Annotated in this window: 25 protein-coding genes; all 25 read right to left on the bottom strand. The window is 48.2% G+C overall.

The features are described 5' to 3' along the window. Entirely contained in the window at nucleotides 1-780 is a 780-nt protein-coding gene (fliR, locus tag Cabys_RS06925) for a flagellar biosynthetic protein FliR (RefSeq protein WP_006929545.1), read from the bottom strand. 1 nt (nucleotide 781) lies between these two features. Then, entirely contained in the window at nucleotides 782-1051 is a 270-nt protein-coding gene (gene fliQ, locus Cabys_RS06920) for a flagellar biosynthesis protein FliQ (RefSeq protein WP_006929544.1), read from the bottom strand. Between the two features lies 1 nt (nucleotide 1052). After that, nucleotides 1053-1808: a flagellar type III secretion system pore protein FliP gene (fliP, locus tag Cabys_RS06915; RefSeq protein WP_006929543.1), complete on the bottom strand. Its 756-nt coding sequence runs from the start codon at nucleotides 1806-1808 to the stop codon at nucleotides 1053-1055. Between the two features lie 216 nt (nucleotides 1809-2024). Then, nucleotides 2025-2516 (bottom strand): FliO/MopB family protein, encoded by a 492-nt coding sequence (locus Cabys_RS06910; RefSeq protein ID WP_150109290.1) that lies wholly within the window; start codon nucleotides 2514-2516, stop codon nucleotides 2025-2027. Between the two features lie 26 nt (nucleotides 2517-2542). After that, entirely contained in the window at nucleotides 2543-3457 is a 915-nt protein-coding gene (fliN, locus tag Cabys_RS19620; protein WP_006929541.1) for a flagellar motor switch protein FliN, read from the bottom strand. Continuing rightward, on the bottom strand, nucleotides 3450-4427 hold the full coding sequence (fliM, locus tag Cabys_RS06900; protein WP_006929540.1) for a flagellar motor switch protein FliM: 978 nt from the start codon (nucleotides 4425-4427) through the stop codon (nucleotides 3450-3452). Before fliM ends, fliN begins: the two co-directional genes overlap by 8 nt. A 13-nt stretch (nucleotides 4428-4440) precedes the next feature. Further along, entirely contained in the window at nucleotides 4441-4929 is a 489-nt protein-coding gene (locus Cabys_RS06895) for a flagellar basal body-associated FliL family protein (protein ID WP_006929539.1), read from the bottom strand. 11 nt (nucleotides 4930-4940) lie between these two features. Beyond that, nucleotides 4941-5633 (bottom strand): OmpA/MotB family protein, encoded by a 693-nt coding sequence (locus Cabys_RS06890; RefSeq protein WP_006929538.1) that lies wholly within the window; start codon nucleotides 5631-5633, stop codon nucleotides 4941-4943. A gap of 6 nt (nucleotides 5634-5639) precedes the next feature. After that, entirely contained in the window at nucleotides 5640-6401 is a 762-nt protein-coding gene (locus Cabys_RS06885) for a motility protein A (RefSeq protein ID WP_006929537.1), read from the bottom strand. Between the two features lie 96 nt (nucleotides 6402-6497). Then, complete coding sequence (locus Cabys_RS06880) at nucleotides 6498-8120, bottom strand: flagellar hook protein FlgE (RefSeq protein WP_006929536.1); 1623 nt, start codon at nucleotides 8118-8120, stop codon at nucleotides 6498-6500. Nucleotides 8121-8215: 95 nt separating this feature from the next. Beyond that, nucleotides 8216-8611: a TIGR02530 family flagellar biosynthesis protein gene (locus Cabys_RS06875; RefSeq protein WP_006929535.1), complete on the bottom strand. Its 396-nt coding sequence runs from the start codon at nucleotides 8609-8611 to the stop codon at nucleotides 8216-8218. An 11-nt stretch (nucleotides 8612-8622) separates the two neighbouring features. Next, a complete protein-coding gene (locus Cabys_RS06870) occupies nucleotides 8623-9303 on the bottom strand; it encodes a flagellar hook assembly protein FlgD (protein WP_006929534.1) in 681 nt (226 codons plus the stop codon). Nucleotides 9304-9313: 10 nt separating this feature from the next. Then, nucleotides 9314-10924 (bottom strand): hypothetical protein, encoded by a 1611-nt coding sequence (locus Cabys_RS06865; protein WP_006929533.1) that lies wholly within the window; start codon nucleotides 10922-10924, stop codon nucleotides 9314-9316. Between the two features lie 11 nt (nucleotides 10925-10935). Further along, entirely contained in the window at nucleotides 10936-11508 is a 573-nt protein-coding gene (locus Cabys_RS06860; RefSeq protein ID WP_006929532.1) for a MotE family protein, read from the bottom strand. A 3-nt stretch (nucleotides 11509-11511) separates the two neighbouring features. Next, the gene (gene fliJ, locus Cabys_RS06855) at nucleotides 11512-11976 is read right to left on the bottom strand and encodes a flagellar export protein FliJ (protein WP_006929531.1); all 465 of its coding nucleotides are present in this window, start codon (nucleotides 11974-11976) and stop codon (nucleotides 11512-11514) included. A 10-nt stretch (nucleotides 11977-11986) separates the two neighbouring features. Further along, nucleotides 11987-13300, bottom strand: a complete 1314-nt coding sequence (gene fliI / locus Cabys_RS06850; RefSeq protein ID WP_006929530.1) for a flagellar protein export ATPase FliI — start codon at nucleotides 13298-13300, stop codon at nucleotides 11987-11989. Next, on the bottom strand, nucleotides 13300-13971 hold the full coding sequence (locus Cabys_RS06845; protein ID WP_169833698.1) for a FliH/SctL family protein: 672 nt from the start codon (nucleotides 13969-13971) through the stop codon (nucleotides 13300-13302). Before Cabys_RS06845 ends, fliI begins: the two co-directional genes overlap by 1 nt. Before the next feature lie 26 nt (nucleotides 13972-13997). Further along, a complete protein-coding gene (gene fliG, locus Cabys_RS06840) occupies nucleotides 13998-15020 on the bottom strand; it encodes a flagellar motor switch protein FliG (protein WP_006929528.1) in 1023 nt (340 codons plus the stop codon). 7 nt (nucleotides 15021-15027) lie between these two features. Then, nucleotides 15028-16665, bottom strand: a complete 1638-nt coding sequence (gene fliF / locus Cabys_RS06835; RefSeq protein ID WP_006929527.1) for a flagellar basal-body MS-ring/collar protein FliF — start codon at nucleotides 16663-16665, stop codon at nucleotides 15028-15030. A 28-nt stretch (nucleotides 16666-16693) separates the two neighbouring features. Further along, a complete protein-coding gene (fliE, locus tag Cabys_RS06830; RefSeq protein WP_006929526.1) occupies nucleotides 16694-17017 on the bottom strand; it encodes a flagellar hook-basal body complex protein FliE in 324 nt (107 codons plus the stop codon). A gap of 7 nt (nucleotides 17018-17024) precedes the next feature. After that, nucleotides 17025-17315, bottom strand: a complete 291-nt coding sequence (locus Cabys_RS06825) for a hypothetical protein (protein WP_006929525.1) — start codon at nucleotides 17313-17315, stop codon at nucleotides 17025-17027. 8 nt (nucleotides 17316-17323) lie between these two features. Next, the gene (gene flgC, locus Cabys_RS06820; protein ID WP_006929522.1) at nucleotides 17324-17821 is read right to left on the bottom strand and encodes a flagellar basal body rod protein FlgC; all 498 of its coding nucleotides are present in this window, start codon (nucleotides 17819-17821) and stop codon (nucleotides 17324-17326) included. A gap of 11 nt (nucleotides 17822-17832) precedes the next feature. Continuing rightward, a complete protein-coding gene (gene flgB, locus Cabys_RS06815; RefSeq protein ID WP_006929521.1) occupies nucleotides 17833-18207 on the bottom strand; it encodes a flagellar basal body rod protein FlgB in 375 nt (124 codons plus the stop codon). Nucleotides 18208-19698: 1491 nt separating this feature from the next. Further along, complete coding sequence (locus Cabys_RS06800) at nucleotides 19699-21045, bottom strand: HDOD domain-containing protein (protein WP_006929519.1); 1347 nt, start codon at nucleotides 21043-21045, stop codon at nucleotides 19699-19701. Continuing rightward, nucleotides 21042-22421, bottom strand: a complete 1380-nt coding sequence (locus tag Cabys_RS06795) for a sigma-54-dependent transcriptional regulator (RefSeq protein WP_006929517.1) — start codon at nucleotides 22419-22421, stop codon at nucleotides 21042-21044. The genes Cabys_RS06800 and Cabys_RS06795 overlap by 4 nt, the downstream gene beginning before the upstream one ends. Between the last annotated feature and the right edge of the window lie 64 nt (nucleotides 22422-22485).

Raw genomic sequence — 22485 nt, 5'->3', positions numbered from 1 at the left:
TTAAATTCCTCTGATTATGTCGCCAACCAGTCCTTCCATCTGGTCGGCAATATAGGCAAACAATCCCTGGAAAATATCCAGAGAGACGATCAGTAAAAAGATGCCAAAGGCGATTTTTAAGGGTAAACTGACAAAAAAGATGTTCATCTGCGGCATCACTCTGGCCATAAACGAGATGGCCACGTCAAAGAGTAGAATAAAAATCATCAAAGGCGCGGCAAAACGAATGGCCATGTCAAACATCATCGAGCCGCTGCGGATAAAAGTCTGGCCAGCGGCGGCGTGAAAAACGGCCGACGCCGGTTTGATAACCTTAAAATTCAAAAACAGACTCTCGATCAAAAAATGGTGCGTATTGGTAACGATTAACAACATGAGCACCACCATCACCCAAAAATTACCGATAATGGGCATGTTCTCCTGGCTGGTGGGATCAATAACGTTCATGATGGCCAGCCCCAGTTGAAAGCCCACGTAGGTTCCGGCAATCATGATGGCTTCAAAAATAATCTGCGCGCCGTAACCTACCATCAAACCGATCAGCACCTCGCGCATGATGTCCAGCGCCATTTGCAAAAAAGCCGTTGGTTGATAACTCATTTGCTGGCTTAAAATCGGCGCGATAATCAGCGTAAGAATAAAGGCCAGCAATATGCGCACTCTTACATTTACCGTACTAAAGGCAAAAAGGGGCATGGTAGCCAGCATGGCCGAAAGCCGGCTGAAAACCAGCAGGTACAATGGGGTTAGGCGACTTATTTTGTCGATCAGTTCATACATTTCACTGGCTCACCAATACCATGTAGTTAAATATTTCAACGGTAAAATCCATCAGTAAATTCAAAAACCAGGGCAAAAGCAAAAAAATGACCAGAAACATAACGATGATTTTCGGGACAAAGGCCAGGGTCATTTCGTTAATTTGCGTGGCCGCCTGAAAGACGCCCACCACCAGCCCGATCAGCATTCCCACGCCCAGCACCGGCAGCAAGATGTAAAAAGCGGTCGTTAAAGCCTGTCGGCTAATGTAAAGCACAAAATCCGTTGTCATATCAAAATCCTCGCACTAATGATTCCACCAACAAATACCAGCCGTCCACCAGAACAAACAGTAAAATTTTAAATGGCATGGAAATCATAATGGGCGGCAACATCATCATTCCCATGGAAAGCAAAACACTGCCCACGACAATATCGATCAGCAACATGGGTAAATAGAGCAAAAATCCAATTTTAAAGGCTGTCGTCAACTCGCTAATGATAAAAGCCGGAATCAAAGTTGTTAACTCCACCTCCTCAGGCGTTCGGGGCTTTTCGCCGCCTTTCAGATTGACAAACAAACGCAAATCTTTTTCGCTGGTTTGCTTTAACATAAATTTTTTCAGCGGCACGGAAGCGCGTTTAAACATCTCTTGCTGACTGATTTCCTTGTTCAAATAAGGCTGCAGGGCGTTGTTGTTGATTTGTACAATAACCGGCTGCATGATGTAAAAGGTTAAAAACAGGGCCAGCCCCACCAGTATTTGATTGGACGGCACGGTTTGCGTGGAAAGACTCTGCCGTAAAAAATGGAACACCACTACCAGGCGCGTAAAGGACGTCATCATGATAATAATCGAAGGCGCCAGGCTGAGTATGGTAATCATTATTAAAATCTGGATGGTGGGCATCAATGCGTTTGGATCATCGCTTTGCTCCAGACCAATCGAAATTTTAGGCAAGGCAGACTGGGCATGTCCCGCTTGGGGCAATGCCGCAAAGACCAGCGCCAGAATCATCAGCAAGAGTATTTTTCGCTTCATTCCCATTTGCGTCCTTTATTTGTACTCGCCTTTATCTAACACAAATTTCATGCCATTACAGAAAACGGCAAAAATTAAAGGACGCTCTTGCGCATAATAGCTTAAAAATCAAGGCATTAAACAAGCGCTGAAGGCGAGGACTCTTTTACGGGAATTTCAGCATAAGGGAAAAAGAATTTTCTTTAAGGAAAAAATTTCCGTTTATGTTAAAAAATGCTGCGCTCAGGAAGAGGTTCTTTTTATTTTATCCAGCAAGTTTCCAAAGGAAGGCAGAGCGCCGGGGCTGGCAGAAAGCAGTTCTTCTTCTGCGGCGGGGCCTAAATTATCGATTAAATTGATACTATGATCGGTTACGCCCAGCAAGTATTTGTTCCCTCCCACAATGACGACCCACAGGCTGTGTTTGGAAGAAAGGTAGGTTTTGCTGAGCACTCTTATCGGCTCATTTTTCAGAGTTGTATTTCCGTATTGCAACTTACGCAAAATGCGCAATATTAAATAAAGGGCGCCCAGCAGCACAAATGTAATGAGCAACAGTTTAATGTAATGCCCGGTTAAAGAAGGCGTTTGTTCAAACTGCTGCGCGGCCGGCACAGTCGAATCGGACATTTGTGCGCTGGTGTCAGCAAAAAAAGTCTGGGTTTGTGCAGCACCCGTTGCCGCTAATACGGCAATTACACAAACCATGCCCAATATTTTCCGTAAAGTCAACACCCAACTCCTCAATGAAGGTCTTTTTTTTAAGCTAAAGTTTTTAACCGTTCTCTCGGGCTCATTAACTGCGTAATGCGAATTCCGAACTTATCGTCAATCACCACCACCTCGCCCTCGGCGAATTTTCGCCCGTTCACCAGAATATCCAGCGGCTCTCCGGCCGATTTGTTGAATTCAATGATAGAGCCTTTGCCCATCTTTAACAGGTCAGAAACCAGGATGGATTTACGATCCAATTCTACAGAAATCTCCAGATCCACATCAAGTAACATTTCGATATTGGGATTGTTTTCGTAAGTTCGACCATTACCGCCTAAAGAGCCAAATTCCACCGGTTCAACGGCCACGTTATCTATTGCAGCGGATGAATGTTCATCGCTTTGCGCCTCTTCGTCGATCTGCCCGGCTGTCCACTGCTCGCTCCACACCAGATGTGTGATGTCAAAATTTTCATTCTCCGATTGTAATTTAAAAATTCCCTGAAGCACGTAAAAGCCATTTTCGCCCTGGTAGATGTCTTTGGGCGATTCGGCTACGCCCACCTGCAGGTTTTCTACATGAAAACGGAAGTTGTCGTCCGGAATGGCCATGCGCGTTTGACCAAGAATCTGGTTAAAAATTTCGCGCAAACCGTCCAGATGGTTCTCGTCAACCTGCTGCGCGGGTTCTTCGCCTACCATCCAGGCGTAAGACAGTAAAACGAACTGATCCGGGAAGAGGATGAGATGATTAAGCCGATTAGCTTCTTTTCCGGATTGAAACATCAGGGCAATGCCTGGCAATGGCAAGGACGAAAGGCTCTGCTCGATATCGTCATGGGCCTTTACTTCTTCACCAATCATGATAGGCCGTTGAAACAGATCGGACAGACTTTTGGTTAAAACCTGCCGCAATTCATCCACCTGTTCCTTATACTTACCAATTAGCTGTTTATCATTCATTGTTCTCTCCTTTAACTATGGAATCAATTCTAACGGCCAGACGTTTTTTACGCAAACCGACCACCCCGTCAAAGGCGTGCTTGTTATTGACCAGGATGGGCAACAGATTATCCGTCTGATTATCCAGCTGTATTACATCTCCCATTTGTAAATCCAGAAATTCTTTTATCGTAATATGTGTTTTGCCTAATAAAACGCTAAGATTAAGCGGGGTTTGTCGCAAATTTTCTTCGATGATCTCTTTTTCATCCTGGGTGGCCTCTTTATTTCCGAATAGAATTCTGTCCTGTACGTCAGGCGAAGAGATGATGCTGGAAACCCACATATAAGGATAACAAATATTCATCAACGTGGAATGGCCGTGAATTTTGATTTCGAACGAAACCACAACCACTGGCTCGGACGAGGGAACAATCTGAACAAACTCCGGATTGCTTTCGTACCGTTCGATCGATGCCTCGAGGTTAGTGACGATCTCCCAGTTTTTGGTGACTTCTTCCAGCAAACGGCTGACAACACGTTTCATAACTTTTTGTTCGATAACAGAGATGGGCCGTGCCTCATTGACCGGGCTGCCCGGCCCGCCGAATAATCGTTCCACCATAAAGATAGCCAGTTGCGGATTCATCTCCAGCACAAAAGGGGAAGCGGGCTCTTCCATTTTACAAACATAAATGCAGCTGGGCGGAGCGATGGACATGACAAATTCGGAATACATAATCTGATCAATGGCCAGCAAATTCATTTCCACAATCATCCGCAATTGCGCAGAAAGATAAACGCCATAGTTTCGGGCAAAACCTTCGTGGATGGTTTCCATCAACCGCAGCTGTTCTTTGGAAACCAGGTTCGGATGTTTGAAATCGTAAACCGTAATCTTTTGCGGCTGTTTTTCTTCTTCAAACGAGGTTTCGCTTGAAACATTGGCTAACAAAGCATCAATTTCTTCTTGCGATAGAATTTTGGCCATCGGGAAACCCCACCTATTCTAATACAAACCGGGTAAAATATAAATTTTGCACCAAAGGCTGACCCAAAATCATATTCACTTTTTCAACCATTTCCTGCTTCATCAGGTCGATGTCCAGTTTTATCGTAAGGTCTTCTACGGTTTTTGAGCGCAAATAGAGCAGGTAAGCGTCCACAATTTTGGGCTTGAATTTCTCGATTTCCGCCTTGGCTTTTTCATCCGGCACTTCGAGCGCCACCTCAAAAACGGCGTAGCGCCTTCCAAAGCTGCCCTTGGGATTGATGGTTAGATTATCGATGGTGACCAGAATGCCAGGTTTCTTTTTATCGACCTTCTGTTCCTTTTTTTGCGCTTCGGGCTCACCGCTGGAAGCGGGACTTAAGCGCGGCAAAATCAGAAAATAAACCAGCGCAACGGCCACCAGAATCTGCACGCCAAAAAGCGCGATGATTAAACCCCATTTGGTTGGGTTTTTCGCTTCCTGTACTTTTTCTTCCGCCATAACGACCCTTTCTATTCGTCAAATTTGATGTAAATTTCTACTCTTCTGTTTTTAGCCCGATTTTCCGGGGTGGTATTGGGCACCAGCGGCCGATATTCGCCATAGCCGACCGCCGCCAGTCGTGCGGCGTCAATGCCTTCCACATAGTGCAAATAGCGCACAACGCTCAATGCGCGCGCCGCCGAAAGCTCCCAGTTGCTGGGAAAGCGCGAAGTGTGGATGGGCACATTATCCGTATGGCCTTCCACAAAGATCTGTTTAAAATCGTCTTTAACCACATCGGCCACGGCTTTTAGAATGGGAAAGGCCTGCTTTTTCAAATCGGCGCGTCCGGGATCGAACAAAATATTATCTCCAAGTCGGATGTGAATGCCGCTGCCGTCCATCTCAATCGAAACCTGATCGGCGATCTTTTCGTTGCCGATCAGATCTTTGATCCGCGTCATCTTGTCTTCGACCTGTTCTTTGAAAAAGTCCCGTCCCTGATGGCTCTGACGCAACTCATTGGTAATCGTGTTCTTCATATTATCAAGAATTCCCAACGCCCCTTTCATGGAACTCACCGCCCCTTTAAATTTTTCCAGCTCGATGGTTGAATAGGACAGGATCATGATAAAAAAGACCATCAGCAAGGTTACCATGTCGCTAAATGTCGTCATCCAGGGCGGGGCGCCCTTTTTGGGTATATCTTGTTTTTTCTTCATAACGGTTTACTCTTCAAAAACCCTTTGTTTAGGCGAAAGGAAATTCATTAATTTTCTCTGGATCGTATTGGGATGCTCCCCAAATTGAATGGACAAAACGCCCTCAATAATCATTTCTTTAACCAGCACTTCTTCTTCAGAGCGATTTTTTAACTTTCCGGCGATGGGGTTAAACACCAGGTTGGCGGCCAGAGCGCCATAAAAGGTTGTAATCAAAGCCACAGCCATACCGCCGCCGATTTGTGTGGGATCGTTCAGGTTCTGCAACATGCCGATTAAACCGATCAATGTACCAATCATCCCGAATGCCGGGGCATACTCTCCCAGAGCGCTAAAGATATCCTGCCCCCGTTTGTGCCGTTCCATCAAATACGAGAGTTCTGTTTCCATAATATTGCGGATTAGCTCCGGCTCGGTTCCATCCACAACCATTTCCATGCCCGAACGCAAAAAGGCGTCTTCAATCTGATTGACTTCTTTGTCGATAGCCAGCAAGCCCTCCTTGCGCGCCTTTTTAGACAACTCTACAATGCGATTAATGAGCGCCACGTTGTCTATGCTCTCGCTAAAAAAGGCCTTGCGCACCACATTGAGCACGCCCAGCACTTCTTTGAGCTGAAAACTGATCAGAGTAGCTGCCGTCGCGCCGCCGAACACAACCATCATGGAAGGCACGTGAATAAAAATTTTAGGACTGCCGCCCATGACGATGGTTGTAACAACCAGAGCAACTCCCGAAACAATCCCTATTATGGTTGCTAAATCCACTTGTTATCCTCTCCAGTTTTATTAAGCCCTAACTTCCTTAGTTAAGGTAAATTCCGCAGACCGGGTTATCGGCTCGATCTGCGGAATCTTAAAAAGTTAGCGTTTCAAACGAATCAGTTCATCCAGCATCTGATCTGCCGTTGTAATCACTTTAGCACTGGCTTCAAATCCGCGCTGTGTGGTGATCATCTCGGTAAATTCTTTGGAAACATCGACATTGGACATTTCCAGCGTGCCGGAGATAATTGAATTGATTGATTTCTCGTCCAATTCCTCAATTTGCATAGAACCCGATGCCATTCCGGCCTGATATAATCCTTTGCCCAATTGAATTAATCCGCCTTTATTGGGCACCTGAGCCAGGGCAATTTTGGCCAGCGACATATTCTCGCCATTGCTAAAGGTGCCATTGATCACGCCCTTGTTATCGATGGTTAAACTAACCAGGCGTCCAACGGCGCGGCCGTCCTGCTCTTTAACGCTGATCGTTGAAAGCGATTCGAATTGCGTCAGCCCCATGCGCCCTTCGCCGCTTTCGGTGTGCAAATCAATAGACAAAATTTCAGAGCCATTTTTGGGATCGATCTGCAACTGAGTATCGCCATTGTCGAAGGTAAAAGACGTCAACTTTCCCGCTTCGTTGAAAGTGACGCGTCCGCTCCCGCCGGACAGAATTTCTTCATCGCCGGTGGTTTTGGCTACCCAGGTCCATTCGTTTGTATTGGCGGTTTTGGTGAATTCCAGAATTACATTATGGCTGACGCCCAGCGAGTCGTAAATCACCACCGACGTTTTAGCGCGACCGGTTTCGCCGGCAACCGTATTTACAAAATTCGCCAGGTCGATGCGTCCCGTATTGGCCGCCCCATTGGTCAGCCGGATGGAAGTTGAACTATCGCCGGCTTCGGTATCCGTTAAAACTATCTTTCCGTCAACCATGGCAGCCGTTGCTCCGTTAAAGGCAGAATTAATGGCGTCTAACAGGTCCTGAATGGTGTCGCCAGCGGAATAGGTGTAAGTGGCGCTGACCGCCGTGCCATCCGGGTTGGTTCCTGTTATTTCGATGGTGTCGCCGGCCACCAGCGGCGTGTTGATTTGGTCCAGCGCATTCAACGCGGTGCTGGCGTCGGCATTGGCCCCGCCAATGGTTAAAGCGCTGCCCAGAGTCCACACTTCGCTGGTGGTTTTTAATCCGGCGTTCAAATTGCCGGACAACCAGATATTTTGAGTCTCTTTAGCCTCAGAAACCATATCCATATCGATGGTGATATCGCTTAAATTGCCCGTGCCAAAGCCTATTGATTGATTGGATTGGTTCAACATCCACCCCTGAACGGCCAGGCCGCTATGATTCACCAGTTTTCCGTCGGTGTCAAAAAAGAACTGACCGGCGCGCGTTAAAACACGCATCTCGCCCGCGTTCAGCACAAAAAAACCGTCGCCCTGAATAGCCAGATCCGTCAATACACCCGTTTGCTCCAGGCTCCCCTGGTTGAACAGATTTTCGATGGACGTGGTTTGCATTCCCAGGCCAATCTGCATGGGATTGACGCTTGTGGCGCTCGTCAGACCGATGGTCTGGCTCAGCGCTTCCGAAAAATTTAACCGCCCGCTTTTAAAACCGATGGTGTTGATATTCGCAATATTGTTGCCAATTACATCCATCCGCATTTGATGGTTTCTTAAACCGGATACGCCGGATAACAATGATCTCAACATTGTAAGACCCTCCTTTTTTTGGTTTAATCCGCTTCTGTCGTTCGGCGGATTGAGGGCTCCCTGTTAAGGACCAGCCCTTCATCCTGTTGTTTACATTACACGATTGCTAAACTATCGATATTGGTAAATATCTTTTGATTATTCTGAATCTGATCGATGGCCGTAACCACCGTTCTGTTTTTTACGCTGACCACAAAGGCCCGATCGTCCATGACGATCACTGAGTTTTGCGCGCCTCTGGCTTCCAGTTGTTGCAACCCCTGTTGCAGGCGTTGTAAATCGAGCTCATTCAAACTTAGCGCCCTCGTTTCCATGCGCTTTATGGCGTGCGCCGAAAATTTAAGGCCGCTGGCTTCGCTCAACTGCCGTTCCAGAAGCGCACCGAAGGGAGTCTCTGGCCTTGCGCCACCTGACTTTTGAATTCCGGCAGCCGAATCGGCAGGCTTAAGGGGCCGGATGTTCTGTTTGATTTGTAATTCAGCGACTTTCATGGCACACCTCGTTAACCAATTTGAACAACTTCGCCGAAATAGATCTCTTTACCATCAACCAGCAATACCGGCTGTCCTTGCTCATATTTGATGGCGGAAACAATACCGCGCGTAAACGTTTGAACCGTAACCGCATTATCCTGTTCATCGATGGCTTTAACCTTAAAGTGGTAAATGCCGCCGTTCAACGCGTTGCCTGCCTCGTCCATGCCATCCCACTCCACACTGTGACGGCCTTTCTCCAGCTCTGTCATCTTAATCGTTCGCACCAGCTGGTCGTTTTCGTCGTAAATTTCGATGGTGGCTTCTTTTACCGATCCGTTTAATTCAAAACTTAACGAGGCGCTTTCGCCAGACAGCAGCGAAAAAGAGTCGCCGTAGGCCAGCACTTCCTTTCCGATAAAGGTGGTGGCCATGGTGTTATGAATGGTCTGGGCCAGAAGCATGTCGGCATCCATTCCCTGCTGCAAACTGTTGTCGATATCCATCAAACGTTCCAGCGAGCTAAATTGGGCCAGCTGCGCGGCAAAATCCTGACTTTGCATGGGAGATAGAGGATCCTGATTTTTCAATTGCGTCACCAGCAATTGCAGGAACTCATATTTCCCGAGATCCGCGTTGTCTGAAACGATATTTTGCTGTGCGCTATTTACTACGTTTGTGTTTGTAATGGAATTAATCATGTCGCCCATGATCTTCCTCCTAAATGGTTATTTCCATGGTGTTGTATCCAAACTTGCGATTTAAAGCGGTGGATTGCGATTCATGCGCCGTCACCTCCTTTCCTGCTTTAGCGGCGTTTGCCGTTTTATGATTATTTTTGCCCGAAGCGTGTTTGCCGCCTTCGGACTGCCCGAACTGCCCCACATTTACTTGAAACCCATTGAGCGCAATGCCTTTATCTGACAGGTTTTGTTGAATGACAGGCGTAAATTTGAGCAGCTCGTTTTTTATTTGTTCGTTTTCCACGAGAATGGTTAATTGATGTTCGTTGGACCGATATTGAATATCCATTTTGCCCACGGGCGTCTCCTCCAGGCTCATCTGAATATTTCTGTTTTGCAGATGCATGGCGCGCGCCTGATCCAGCAGCTCTTGAATTTTAGCCACCACATTTTCCAGATTGGAAAAATGAGAAGCGGCGGCAACGTTCGGCCCAACCATGGACGCCCCACGATTGAAAACGGGCGTCGGAAGCTGTTGTATCTCTATTTTCAGTTGTTTGAACAATTCATCCGTCGCCTGAGTCTGTGACTGTTTCAATGTTTCTGCCAGACCGTCCTCTAAGACGCTGCTTCCCGTTGTTTTCTGCACAGGTTCGACCTTTAGCCTCAGCGGAACATTTAAATCCGCGCCTTTTTGCGCTGTTGCGCCGGGGAATGGTTCGTTATTCACGCTCGTTTGCGGCGCAGTGGGGTTTTTCGCTCCGCCTTTTTTGCCCTCGAGCCGGGACATGCTTCCTTGCTGCAGGCCGGCGGCATCCGGATTTTGTAGGGCAGACAGGCCTTTTGTGTTGATTTTAACCTCTAAGGCCAATGGCGCTTCGCCCTGGCCTTTCTGCGCGTTAATCGTCGCTTCCATTCCGGGCGTGGTTTTCAGACTGAATTGTTTGACAAGGCGCTGGATCTCTGCCGGATTTTCAACCGCTTCCCACATTTGACCGCTTAAATTTTTAAAAAATACGCTACCCTTTGCGGATTGCGCTCCTCCGTTTAAGCCAGCCACTCCTTTTGCTGTGTTCAGGCCTAATTTCTGCTGAATGGTTGCAAAGGCCCCGGGTTCTATTTGATAATCTACTTTAACGATCTTTGACGACAGGCCCGCTAAAGCACGGCTATTTAAGGCGGTCTGGAGAATTCTGGCGGTCAGCGTTTCTAAAGCCGTTTGCGCTGTTTGCCCGGCGGGGACGGCCGATGGCGTTTCAATGGTTTTTTGCGCCGCCGCCAGCGGAACGTTTAATACAAAGGCCTGCAATGAATTTTCTGCGGCGGGGCCTGTATCCTGCCCTTCTGGATGGTCAAGAGCGGTCGGGATTCTTCCTTGTTTTGTGTCTGCCGCTAACTTCTGCTGTGGATTTTTAGAAAGACGAGCCGCAGCCGTTTGCACGGGAATGACGATTGGCTCATTACTGGCTTTAACCTGTTTAACCGGCGTCTGGCTTTGCGCCGCCCACAGGTTGTAAAACAGGCTGTTTTGATCCTTCCATGCCACACCCCGTTCGCCCTTAGTGAGCAACCCCTTGTTTTTTTGCTCAGCGCCATGGAGCAAATTCTTTTTGACAGAGCCTGTTAAATCCAAAATTAAATTTTTCATGCTGCACCCAACTAATTTCTGATTATTTTTTGCGCAATAACTGCGGCTCGTTCTGCCGGCAAACTGCTCATTAAAGTTCTTTTAGACGTATTGCTCATTTGATTGTAAATTTTGATGACGGTTCGATCGTCCATTTTAGCCACAATTCTGGCCAGGCTTTTGCCCTTTAAGCCCGAAAGCGTTTTGGCCAGGTCTTTTATCTTCTTTTCCTCTTCTTTAGCCTGACCTAATTTCTTTTGCAAATCGGCAATTTGTTTTTCCAGGTTTTGATAGTCGTTCTGGTAAAAGACCATTTTTTGATTTAATGTGTCGATAATCGCCTCTTTTCGTTTTAAAGAGTCATTGAGCAAATCGATAACGGTAAAAAGGCTGTCCAGAGTGTGGCGCAACTCTCCCCACCGTTTGTTGCGAAAATCCTGCATGACGTGCGCCTTAATCTTAATTCGCTTTTCCTTTTCCGATAATTGCGGAACAGGAGCCGGCGCCGGAGCAGGCTGCGGCGGATTAATCAAAAAGATGGCTCCTACAATGGCCAGCACAATAACAGGCATGCTTAACGTACTTATTATCAGGATGCGCACCATCGGCTACTCTCCCTGTTCCCCGTTTCGGCTCTTCTGGCGCAATGCAATTTCATCGATCTTTGCATTTTCGGCTTTTTTGGTTTGTAGTTTTTGACGTTCGGCGAACTGATCTTTCAGAGTTTGAATGATTTTTCGCTCTTTCACCGCTTCGTTTAATTCCAGGCGTTTATGGTCAACCGCCTTCGTTAAATCTTCAACGCTCCGATTCTGGCGTTCAATGGAGTCGTGTAACTGTCCCAGATAACTCAAATGGATCTGTAAATCCGCCAGATTCAGTTTATCTGGCGAGTGGTATTTCTGGCTGGCTTGTTGTAACAGCGCCTCTTTAGAAGAGTGCAGGGCGCGCAGTTCGTCTTCGGCTCTTGCGCGCTGCGTTTGCGCTTTGTACAGTTCCAGCGTGCGCATATTTTCCAGATGTTCCTTGAACTCCAGTACTTTTTGTAACCTGAAATGGTTAACCCGCGGCATATTTATCCTCTTAAATGATTGCCTTCATGCGTTCTATGGTTTGCTCAAACGTTGAGCGTTCGTCAATGTTTTGCTTTAAAAAGTCGTTAATGGCCTCAATTTTTTCGATCGCCTCGTCCAGGCGAGGATTGGTTCCTTTTTTGTATGCGCCGATATTGATCAGGTCTTCCGATTCGCGATATATGGCCATGGTTTCCAGCAGTTTGACGATCATCTTTTGATGTTCAGGCTGCGTCACCTCGTTCCGTAAACGGCTTACGCTTTCCAGCACGTCGATGGCCGGAAAGTGTCCGCGCGTTGCAATTTTTCTGGAAAGAACGATGTGCCCATCGAGGATGGATCGGGCTGTGTCGCTTACCGGTTCGTCCAGATCGCCGCCTTCCACCAGCACGGTGTACAGGCCGGTAATGCTGCCGGTGTCGGAATTGCCCGCCCGTTCCAGCAGGCGCGGCATCAGGGCAAAGACCGAAGGCGTATAACCCTTGGTAGTGGGCGGTTCGCCAATGGCCAGCCCGATCTCCCGCTGGGCCATGGCCACGCGCGTTAACGAGTCCATCAAAAGCAATACATCCAATCCCTGATCGCGGAAATACTCGGCAATGGTGGTGGCAATCAGGGCGGCTTTGATGCGCACTGTGGCCGCCTGATCCGAAGTGGCTACAACAACCACCGATCTTTTTAGGCCTTCCGGCCCCAGGTCGCGTTCGATAAATTCCCTTACCTCGCGACCGCGCTCGCCAATCAGTGCGATGACATTGACATGGGCGTTGGTGTAACGGGCCATCATGCCCAGCAGCACGCTTTTACCCACTCCGCTACCGGCGAAGATGCCCACACGCTGGCCTTTGCCCAGGGTAATCAGGCCGTCAATGGCGCGAATGCCCGTAGCCAGCGGCTGATCGATTCTTTTGCGCTTTAACGGATTGGGCGGATAGTTGAAAACCGTTCGGTACTGTCTGGTGGGGACTACCCCTTTGCCATCCATCGGATTGCCCAGGCCGTCCAGCACCCTTCCCAGCAGCATATCGCCCACCGGCACACGCAATGGGATTGCAGAACGTTTAACGCGGCTGCCGGTTGCCACGCCCAGGGTTTCGCCCAGCGGCATGAGCAAAATGGTTTCATCTTTAAAGCCGACGATTTCCGCTTTAATTGTTTTATTGCTACGCGTAAAAATCTCACAAACATCGCCCACGCTGCCATTGCGGCCAGTGGCTTCGATGACCACGCCGGTAATTTGTTTTACCTTGCCGTCCACAGAAATAGGGCTCAACTCATCCAGCCGGTGAAAATGCCGTTCGAATTTTTCTTGCAAACTTAACATTACTCCTCTTCTCCGTGAATGAGTTGATTGCCTAATTCTTCGATTTGCGATTCAAAACGTCCGTCGATGTAAAAATGGTCGCTACTGACAAACGCCTCGCCCTTTTTGAGTTGTTTACCCTGCAAAACCGTCAATTCCATTTCTTTGGGAAGATGGAAGGCTTCTTTGATATCGGCGCTGTTCAAATCGGGCAGGTGCAGGGGATTTACCTGAACGGTAACATGTTTTTCGTTTTGCACTTCCTGGATCATTCTGCGCAACTGATTCATCAAAATCTGATGGTGCTCATCGGTTAAAGAGAGCTCTATTTCCAGCACCTTTTGAGCCATCTTTTTGGCCAGCTCCAGCAGCGGTTTTTCGATGCGTTCGACGGATTCGCGGTAATCTTTCTGGATGCGTTCAATTTGCTGACGCGCTTCGGCAATGCGTTCGTTGGCTGCGCGCAGCGTATTCTGCTTTCCTTCTTCGTAACCGGCTTTAAACGATTCTTCGCGCGCGCGCTGTAATTCCAGCTCGAGAATTTTGATGCGATCTTTTAAGATTTTAATCTTTTGCGCTTCCACCAGCGACGCTTTACCGCTTTTCTCCTTTCCGGCGGTGCTGTCGTTTTTTGCCTGCCGGCTATCGATAATTTGCGGCTCAATGTTTTTGATGGGTTTGGATATTTTCACTTTAAATTGCAGCATCGTTTTCCCTTTTATTCAATCAATTCTTCTTCTTCGCCGCGCACGAGCATAATTTCGCCCTGTTCTTCCAGTCTGCGCGCCGTTTCCAGAATCTCTTTTTGCGCCTGTTCCACGTCTTTAATTCTTACCGGTCCCAGATAATCCAATTCTTCTTTTAGCATTTTTGCCGCCCGTTCCGACATGTTCTTAAAAATGCGTTCTTTCAGCTCGCTGCTGGTGGCTTTTAAGGCCAGGGCCAGCGTTTTGGAATCGACCTCTTTCAAAATGCGTTGAATAGTGGCATTGGGCAGATGTACAATGTCTTCGAACAGGAACATGAGGTTGGTGACCTCTTCGGCCAGTTGCGAATCTCTTTCGCGCAGATGGGTGAGAATATTCTTTTCTGCCGTGCGGTTGACGGAATTGAGGATTTCGGCCACGGTTTCCACGCCGCCGGTTTTGCTCAGGTTGCCGCCAAACAGGTTGCCCAGCTGTTCGCGCAGAACATTTTCGATGTCTTCCACCAGCTCCGGCGAGGTCTTTTCCATGGTGGCAATGCGGTAGGCGATTTCGTACTGCATCTCTTCGGGCATTTCGGAAATAATGGCCGCCGCCTGGCGGGGGCGCAGGTTAGAAAGAATTAAGGCCGCGGTTTGCGGGTGCTCGTTCTGTAAAAAGTTGATTAACTGTTTGTCGTCCACCGTTTGCAATAAGTAAAAGGCGCTCACTTCGGTTTCCGCTTCCACTCTTTTAAGAACGTCTTCCGCTCTTTTTTTGCCCCAGGCCGCCTCCAGTAATTCGCGGGCGTAATCGATTCCGCCCTGCACGATGAATTTGTTGGCCGTCATCATTTCATAAAATTCCACAATCACTTCGCTGATGACCTCTGCCGGAACGTTTTGCAGTTTGGCCATTTCGATGGAAATTTTTTCTACCTCCGATTCATTCAGATTTTTAAGAATCATGGAAGCTTTTTCAACGCCCAGGGCGATCATCAACAACGCTACTTTTTGAATCGAGGTTAATCTTCTGCGTGAAACGCTTACTTCTGCCATTGTTTTTTCACCTTCTTTTATCATCAATCAGCCATGCTCTGATCAAACGCGCGGCGTCTTCTGGTTTTTCGCTAACAAAGTTGTAAACTTCGCTGGTCATTTTATCGTTGGCCCGCAGTTTGGCGCGCGCCTCCGGACTCAGTTTTTTCATGAACATATCTTCCGGCAGGGCCAGCGGCTCTTCGCCGGCCACCTGTCCGACCACTTCGTTAACGGTCTGCTCGCCCTGCCCGGCCTGCGGCAACGATTGCTGCTGTTCAGGCGCGCTTCCTTCGGCCAGAGCAGGCGCGCCTTCCGGAGCCGGAACCATCAAATTGTTGATGCTGGTTTTAAGCAGGTTACGCAGCAAAATAAAACCCAATAGCAGACCAAGCGCCACCAGAGCGTAGGTGATCAATTGTTGCCAGAAATCAAAACCGATCTGATCGATAAATTTAGGCTCTTCTACCGGCGGCGTACTATCTACCAGCTGCATGTTCTGCACTTCCACCACATCGCCGCGTTCTTCGTCGTAGCCCACCGCGCTTTTTACCAGGGCGGCAATCTGATTTAGCTCTTCCTCGCTGCGCGGTTCGTATTTAAGCTCGACGCTTCCGTCGTCGTTAGTAACCTTTGTGTATTTGCCGTTGACCAGCACCGCGACGGCCAGGCGTTTAATCTTGCCGGAATTGGACACGTAACGCTCCACCGTTTTGCTCAGCTCGTAGTTGGAGGTCACCTTGCGCACTGTGTAGTTATTGACCGAGTCGGCCAGGTCGTTGGAAGTTTCGGTGTATTCTTCCTGGCTTAACAAAACCTGATTATCGGGGTCGTATTCCTCTTTTGTTCTTTCGATCTGATCGAAGTTGAGCTCGGCGGTTACCTTTACAACCGCGTTTCGGGGGCCGACCACGCCAGCCACAATGCTTTGCACTTTTTCTTGCAACGTTTTTTCAATGTTCTGCTGCATCTGGTATTGATTGCTGACATTGGCCAGCAAACTGTTTTCTTTATTGCCTTCCAGTAGCACGTCTCCCCGCGAATCCATCACCACCACGTTCTCCGGTTCAATGCCCTCCACGCTGTTGGCCACTAACGCGGCAATGCCTTTTAATTGCGCGGGGGAAAGGTCGGCGCCCGGCTTTAAATTTACCACTACCGAAGCGCTGCCCTTTTTGTTTTCTTCAAACAAACGGTCTTCGGGAATGACCAGATGGACGCGGGAACTCTGCACTTCCTGAAATTGATTGATGGTGCGCATCAGCTCGCCTTCCAGAGCGCGCTTCATGTTTAAGCGCTGCATAAAGGTGGTCATTCCCATTTTATTATTTTCGAATAATTCGTAACCGGTAATGGTATCTTTTAAATACCCCGCCTGGGCGTATTTTAAACGGAGCTCGGCCACAGCGTCTTTAGGTACGTAAATGCTTTTGCCGCCGTCTTCGATGCGGTAGGGAATTTTAGATTCGCGCAGATCGCTGACAATAGAACTGGCGGAAGCGGAATTCAGATTGGCAAACAATAAATCGTACTCCGTGCGGTTGGCCCACAAAATCAAAACGATTAAAGCGGAAACAAAAGCCAGCAACACGGTGCTGATTACCATCTTTTGCTTGAAAGAATACTGCTGAAATATCTGCCACATTTTTCCGGCAACCTGATTCATCTTCTACGCTCCTCTTAATTTAGGTAGCTCACACCTGCATGCGTGAGAGTTCCTGATAGCCTTCCAATAATTTATTGCGTACTTCGAGCATTAGCTGAAAACTCAGGCGGGCTTCTTCGATGGTCGTCATGGCCTGATGCAGATTTTGCGATCTTCCCTGAATCACATCGCTCACTTCCTGCGCCGCATCTTTTTGCGCATCATTGACGGCCTGTACAAACTCGCTAATGGTTTCGCCAAAGCTTTTAACTTCGCCCGTTTGTTTTGCCGTCTGTTTTTCTACAGAGGCGGTACTGCGTCCCTGCAGTTCACGGATGTTAACGCTTTGCAATTTGTCGATTCCTGCCATCATTTTCCCCCTATCCTGTTACGTCCAGCAACATACCGGATATCGCCCCGGGTCTATTTGACTTTCCGTAAAAATTAAAAGAGGCCTGATCTTCGAACAGGCGTTTGAGTGTGATTTTTTCGTCCAGGCTTAAGATATCCTGCGGTAGAAGCTTTTTGCTCCTGGTAAAAGCGGTCAGCCTGGACAGGCCTTTTAATCTTTGAGCCGTTTTGGCCGGCTGCGTTTTTTCGACCCGCGGACTGACCTGTTGATAGGTTTTTTCCAGGTTTTTAACAGACCAGTTGTTCGACGAAATTTTCATAACCTCACCTAAATGTTAAGTGCATTTTTAGCCATTCGTTTGGCGGCATTCAGCACGGTGGTATTGGCTTCGTAAGCGCGGGAAGAGGAAATCAAATCGACCATCTCTTCCACAATATTCACATTAGGCATGCGAACGTAGCCGTTTTCATCGGCGCGCGGATGTCCCGGATTGTAAACCAATTTTTCGCCCTTTACCTCCACCACCTTTAGTTTTAACGGATCGCCAGGACGGGCTTTAAGCGGGCCGTCGCTCTCCAGCATGGCCGGCAGATGCCCTTTATCTGCCTTACGCAGTTTCAGCGCCAGTTGATTTAAAAATTCCGGTCGCCTCACGCGTGCGCCCTCTTCTTCTACAACCATCTTTCGCTGGTACAACTTGCCGTTCTCATCCGGCGCGCGCTCCGCATTGGCGATGTTTTCCGCTATCACATCCATCTTTCTAACCTGGCTGTTCAGGCCAGACATCGTCCATTTGATAGCTGAAAAAATTCCAGGCGTTTTCATCTCTCAACCTCCTATTGAGACCTACCGGTTATGCTTTGACTCAACAAACGGTAATTCCCGGCCAGTACTTTGCTTGCAAATTCAAAGCGAATCTGATTTTCTGCCAGCGCACCCATTTCTCTGGTTAAATCCACCTCTTTCTGCGCTGCGTCTTTTTCGCTTAACTTACTGTGTACCTGGGTTGGCATGGCAATGTGACCCGCTTTTTCTGTTTTTAAAACGCCCTCTAATCGCGCTTTAAGCTCCGAAGAAAAATCTGTATTGACCCTTTTGTAATTAGGGTTGTTGGCATTGGCAATGTTTTTGGCGATGGCCTCATGCTGCCTGGTGTACACGTCTAAAGACTTCTTTAAAAGATTCAAATTTTGTAATTCAAATATTCTCATGTTTATCACCTCCGCTCATTTCTAATACAAGCGCTGTGCCAATTTTAACGACCGGCGAAAAGAAGAATAGAAAAACACTTTTAATCATTAATTTACCAATACTTAGTTAAGCGTTAAAAATTGGTGTTTTTAGCGGTTGATTATTTGGCTTCTACCACAGCGGGAAAATATTTCCTTTAGAACTATTAATAATTTCCCCCCGACTATGTGAGGTTATTTGCATTGATTTCTGGCAGGTGAATATTTGTTTTTCGAGAGAGAAGAAGGAAAAACAAAAGGTGTTTTCTTACCACTTCAGCAAGAAACATCTTGAGAAAGCAGGAATCCCTTCCCCCCTCCACGTCATTCCCGCGAAAGCGGGAATCCCTCTCACCCTTCCACGTCATTCCCGCGCAAGCAGGAATCCCTTTCAAAATGCAGGGGATTCCGGCTCTCGCTGCGCTCGGCCGGAATGACACCCGGACAGTCATTCCCGCGCAAGCGGGAATCCCTTCCACCCTTCCATGTCATTCCCGCGCAAGCGGGAATCCTTTTCATAATCCAGGGATTCCGGCTCTCGCTGCGCTCGGCCGGAATGACACCCGGACAGTCATTCCCGCGAAAGCGGGAATCCCTTCCACCCTTCCACGTCATTCCCGCGCAAGCGGGAATCCTTTTCATAATCCAGGGATTCCGGCTCTCGCTGCACTCGGCCGGAATGACACCCGGACAGTCATTCCCGCGAAAGCGGGAATCCCTCTCACTCTTCCACGTCATTCCCGCGCAAGCAGGAATCCCTTTCATAATGCAGGGGATTCCGGCTCTCGCTACGCTCGTCCGGAATGACACCCGGGCAGTCATTCCCGCGAAAGCGGGAATCCCTCCCACCCTTCCACGTCATTCCCGCGCAAGCAGGAATCCCTTTCAAAATGCAGGGGATTCCGGCTCTCGCTACGCTCGGCCGGAATGACACCCGGACAGTCATTCCCGCGAAAGCGGGAATCCCTCCCACCCTTCCACGTCATTCCCGCGCAAGCGGGAATCCTTTTCATAATCCAGGGATTCCGGCTCTCGCTGCGCTCGGCCGGAATGACACTCGGACAGTCATTCCCGCGAAAGCGGGAATCCCTTCCCCCCTTCCACGTCATTCCTGCGCAAGCAGGAATCCCTTTCATAATGCAGGGGATTCCACCTCCCGCTGCGCTCGGCCGGAATGACACCAGGCAGTCATTCCCGCGAAAGCGGGAATCCCTCCCACCCTTCCACGTCATTCCCGCGCAAGCGGGAATCCTTTTCTTAATGCAGGGATTCCGGCTCTCGCTGCGCTCGGCCGGAATGACACCCGGACAGTCATTCCCGCGCAAGCGGGAATCCCTTCCCCCCTTCCACGTCATTCCCGCGTAAGCGGGAATCCCTTTCATAATGCAGGGGATTCCACCTCTCGCTGCGCTCAGCCGGAATGACCATCAGTGCGAGCAAAGCGCCCGCATAAAACAGCAGTGAACCAATAACTCACCGGAGCTGTTCTGAAAATGAATGTAAATTGTTGAACGGAATGCGCTCTAAAATCTTTAGTAAATGCTCAGAATCCAGATTCAGATATTGCACGGAAGCCATCAGGTTTTTTTCGTCAAACTTGTTTAAAATCAGGCCGGATTTAAAATAGCTGACCAGCAAGTTGGCCAGGTTAATAACGTGCAACAGGTTTTCGTATTTTTCATACCGTTCAACCTGATGGTGAAATTCTATGGTGTAAGCCAGACTTTCCGGTAGTTCCCACAGTTTGGCCAGTTTGGTTCCGGCCTGGGTATGGTCGATATTAAACACCTTGCGCTCCACATCGACCAGCGTCAGATTTTTATCGCTGTAAAGATTGCGGTAAAACATGGGATAGAAATGATCCACCCATTGATCGAGGACAATTTTGCCGATGTCGTGCAAAAGACCGGCGGTATAGCCCAATTCGGGCTCAACTTTGCGCGTTTCCCGCGCGATTTCTTCGGCTGCTTTGGCCACGCCCAGCGCATGCTGAAACAAACCTCCTTTACACAAAGAATAGCCATTGTCGGCGTCTTTGTAATAATATTCCGTAAAGATCGAAAAGGTCAATAACAGAATGCGGCGCTCGCCCAGCATCACCACCGCTTCATCGATGGTCTCAATCCGTTTTTTTGGATTGAAATAAGCCGAGTTGCACAAATTGATGATTTTAGCCGTCAATACCTGGTCCTGCCGAATCTCCTTGCCAATGGTTGCCATGGAGACATCGGAGGAGTGAATCATGCGGATTACTTTTAATGCGATCTGGGGAATGGGCTTAATTTTCTGGATGACCGAATCGATGCTTTCTAACTGAGGAATGACGTCGTGTTTGCGGCGCTGCATAAAGTTGGAGCCGGTCAAACTAATATCCACCTTAAAGTTCCAGAAATCTGCTGTCATTTTGTAGCCGAAATAACCGCCGGTTTCTTCCTGCACTAACTCAATTTTATTTTCTGTCAAAAAACTTTCCACGATCTCGGTAGTCTTTCCTCCAAAATCGAAGGCCAGGTCCAGATCCGAAACATCGCCCATTAATGCGCCACCGACCAGAAAGGCTTTCATATTTTCGCGTTTTGCGCCCAATTTTTCCAGCTCGGCCAAAAAGAGCGGTAGGCCGGTGACCGCATACTTTTTGGGCTCGGGCACACTGAAAGTTCCCGAGGGCTGCGGCAGCAAAATATGATACAAACCGCCCACTTCCGACTGGAAGTCAAGAATGGCAAGCCCCACGCAACTGCCTAAAAAGGCCTGAGCGCTTACGTCGGTTTTGCGCGTTACATAAAATTCACCGGATGGTATGGTTTCTATACGATTCATAATTCCTCGTCCGTTAATCCCTGTTCTTCGTACTCATGTAATTTATTTCTCAATGTTCTGACCGTAATGCCTAACAGCTCGGCCGCGCGGGTGCGATGATTGTTCGTTTTTTTCAGCGCGGCGAAGATTAACTTTCTTTCCATTTCTGCCAGGGGCATAACTTCCAGCGAACCGTTTCCCCCTTTTGCGCTGTTTCTACGGCCTTCTTCTTCGAATTTAAAATGCTTCTCAGTAATGGTCACTTCTTTTCCGGAAAACAAAATCGCTCTTTCCAGCATGTGTTGTAATTGGCGAACATTGCCGGGCCAGTCGTACTCCATAATTTGTTTCATTAACGACGGAGAGATCTTTTTTTCGGTAAAATGATATTTGTCTTTTAATGTCGAAAGAAAGTGGTCAATAATCAGTGGGATGTCTTCCTTCCTATCCCGTAGCGGAGGCAGAGTTATGGGAAAGACATTCAGGCGGAAGAACAGATCTTCTCTGAACTTACCGGAATTGATCAATTCATCAATATTGCGATTGGTGGTGGCAATGATCCGTACGTCAACGGGTATTTCTTCCGTGCTGCCTACGCGCGTAATTTTCATTTCCTGAAGCACGCGCAGCAGTTTAGCCTGCAGCGAATGGGGGATTTCGCTGATTTCATCCAGCAGAATGGTGCCTTCGTGGCATTCTTCGAAAATGCCCTTTTGCTGACGGTAAGCGCCGCTAAATGCGCCTTTTTCGTGGCCAAACAGCGTGCTTTCGAACAGCGTTTCCGGCACAGCCGCACAGTTGATTTTGCGGAACGGTTTATCCGCCCTGTCCGAACGGTCATGAATGGCTTGCGCCACCAGTTCTTTACCAGTTCCGCTCTCGCCGCGGATGAATACCGTCGCATCGCTATTGGCCACAATTGCGATGTGATCCATCACCTCTTTAATAACCGGACTTTCCCCCACAATCTTCTGAGTCAGCCGAAATCTTTCCAGTTTCTTCTTTAAAACAACGTTTTCTTTTTGCAGAGCTTGAAATTCAAAAAAACGTTTAACGCGCGATTCGATTTGACTGATTGAAAAGGGTTTGGTAATAAAATCGAACGCCCCCTTCTGCATAGATTCCACCGCCCGATCAATCGTTCCATAAGCGGTAATAACCATGGCTCCAATGTTGGGGTAAATTTCCTTGGCCCTGCCTACCAGTTCCACGCCCTTAATACCCGGCATCATCAAATCGGTGATTAAAAGATCGAACGCCTCTTCTTTTAAAATAGAAAGCGCTTCGTTGCCAGAAGATGCTATTTTTACCTTATATCCTCCCGATTCCAGCGTTTCTTGTAACACCATGCGCAAATGTTCATCGTCGTCAACGACAAGAATCTTCTGAACGTCCATATTGCTCCTTTTCCTGCAAGCAATTATTGGTTAAAAAATACTTCCACATTAAAAGAATTAAATT

This window comes from Caldithrix abyssi DSM 13497 (assembly GCF_001886815.1).
GTDB lineage: Bacteria > Calditrichota > Calditrichia > Calditrichales > Calditrichaceae > Caldithrix > Caldithrix abyssi.
Note: the sequence above shows the minus strand (reverse complement) of the source record. Positions and strands in the feature narration are given on the sequence as shown.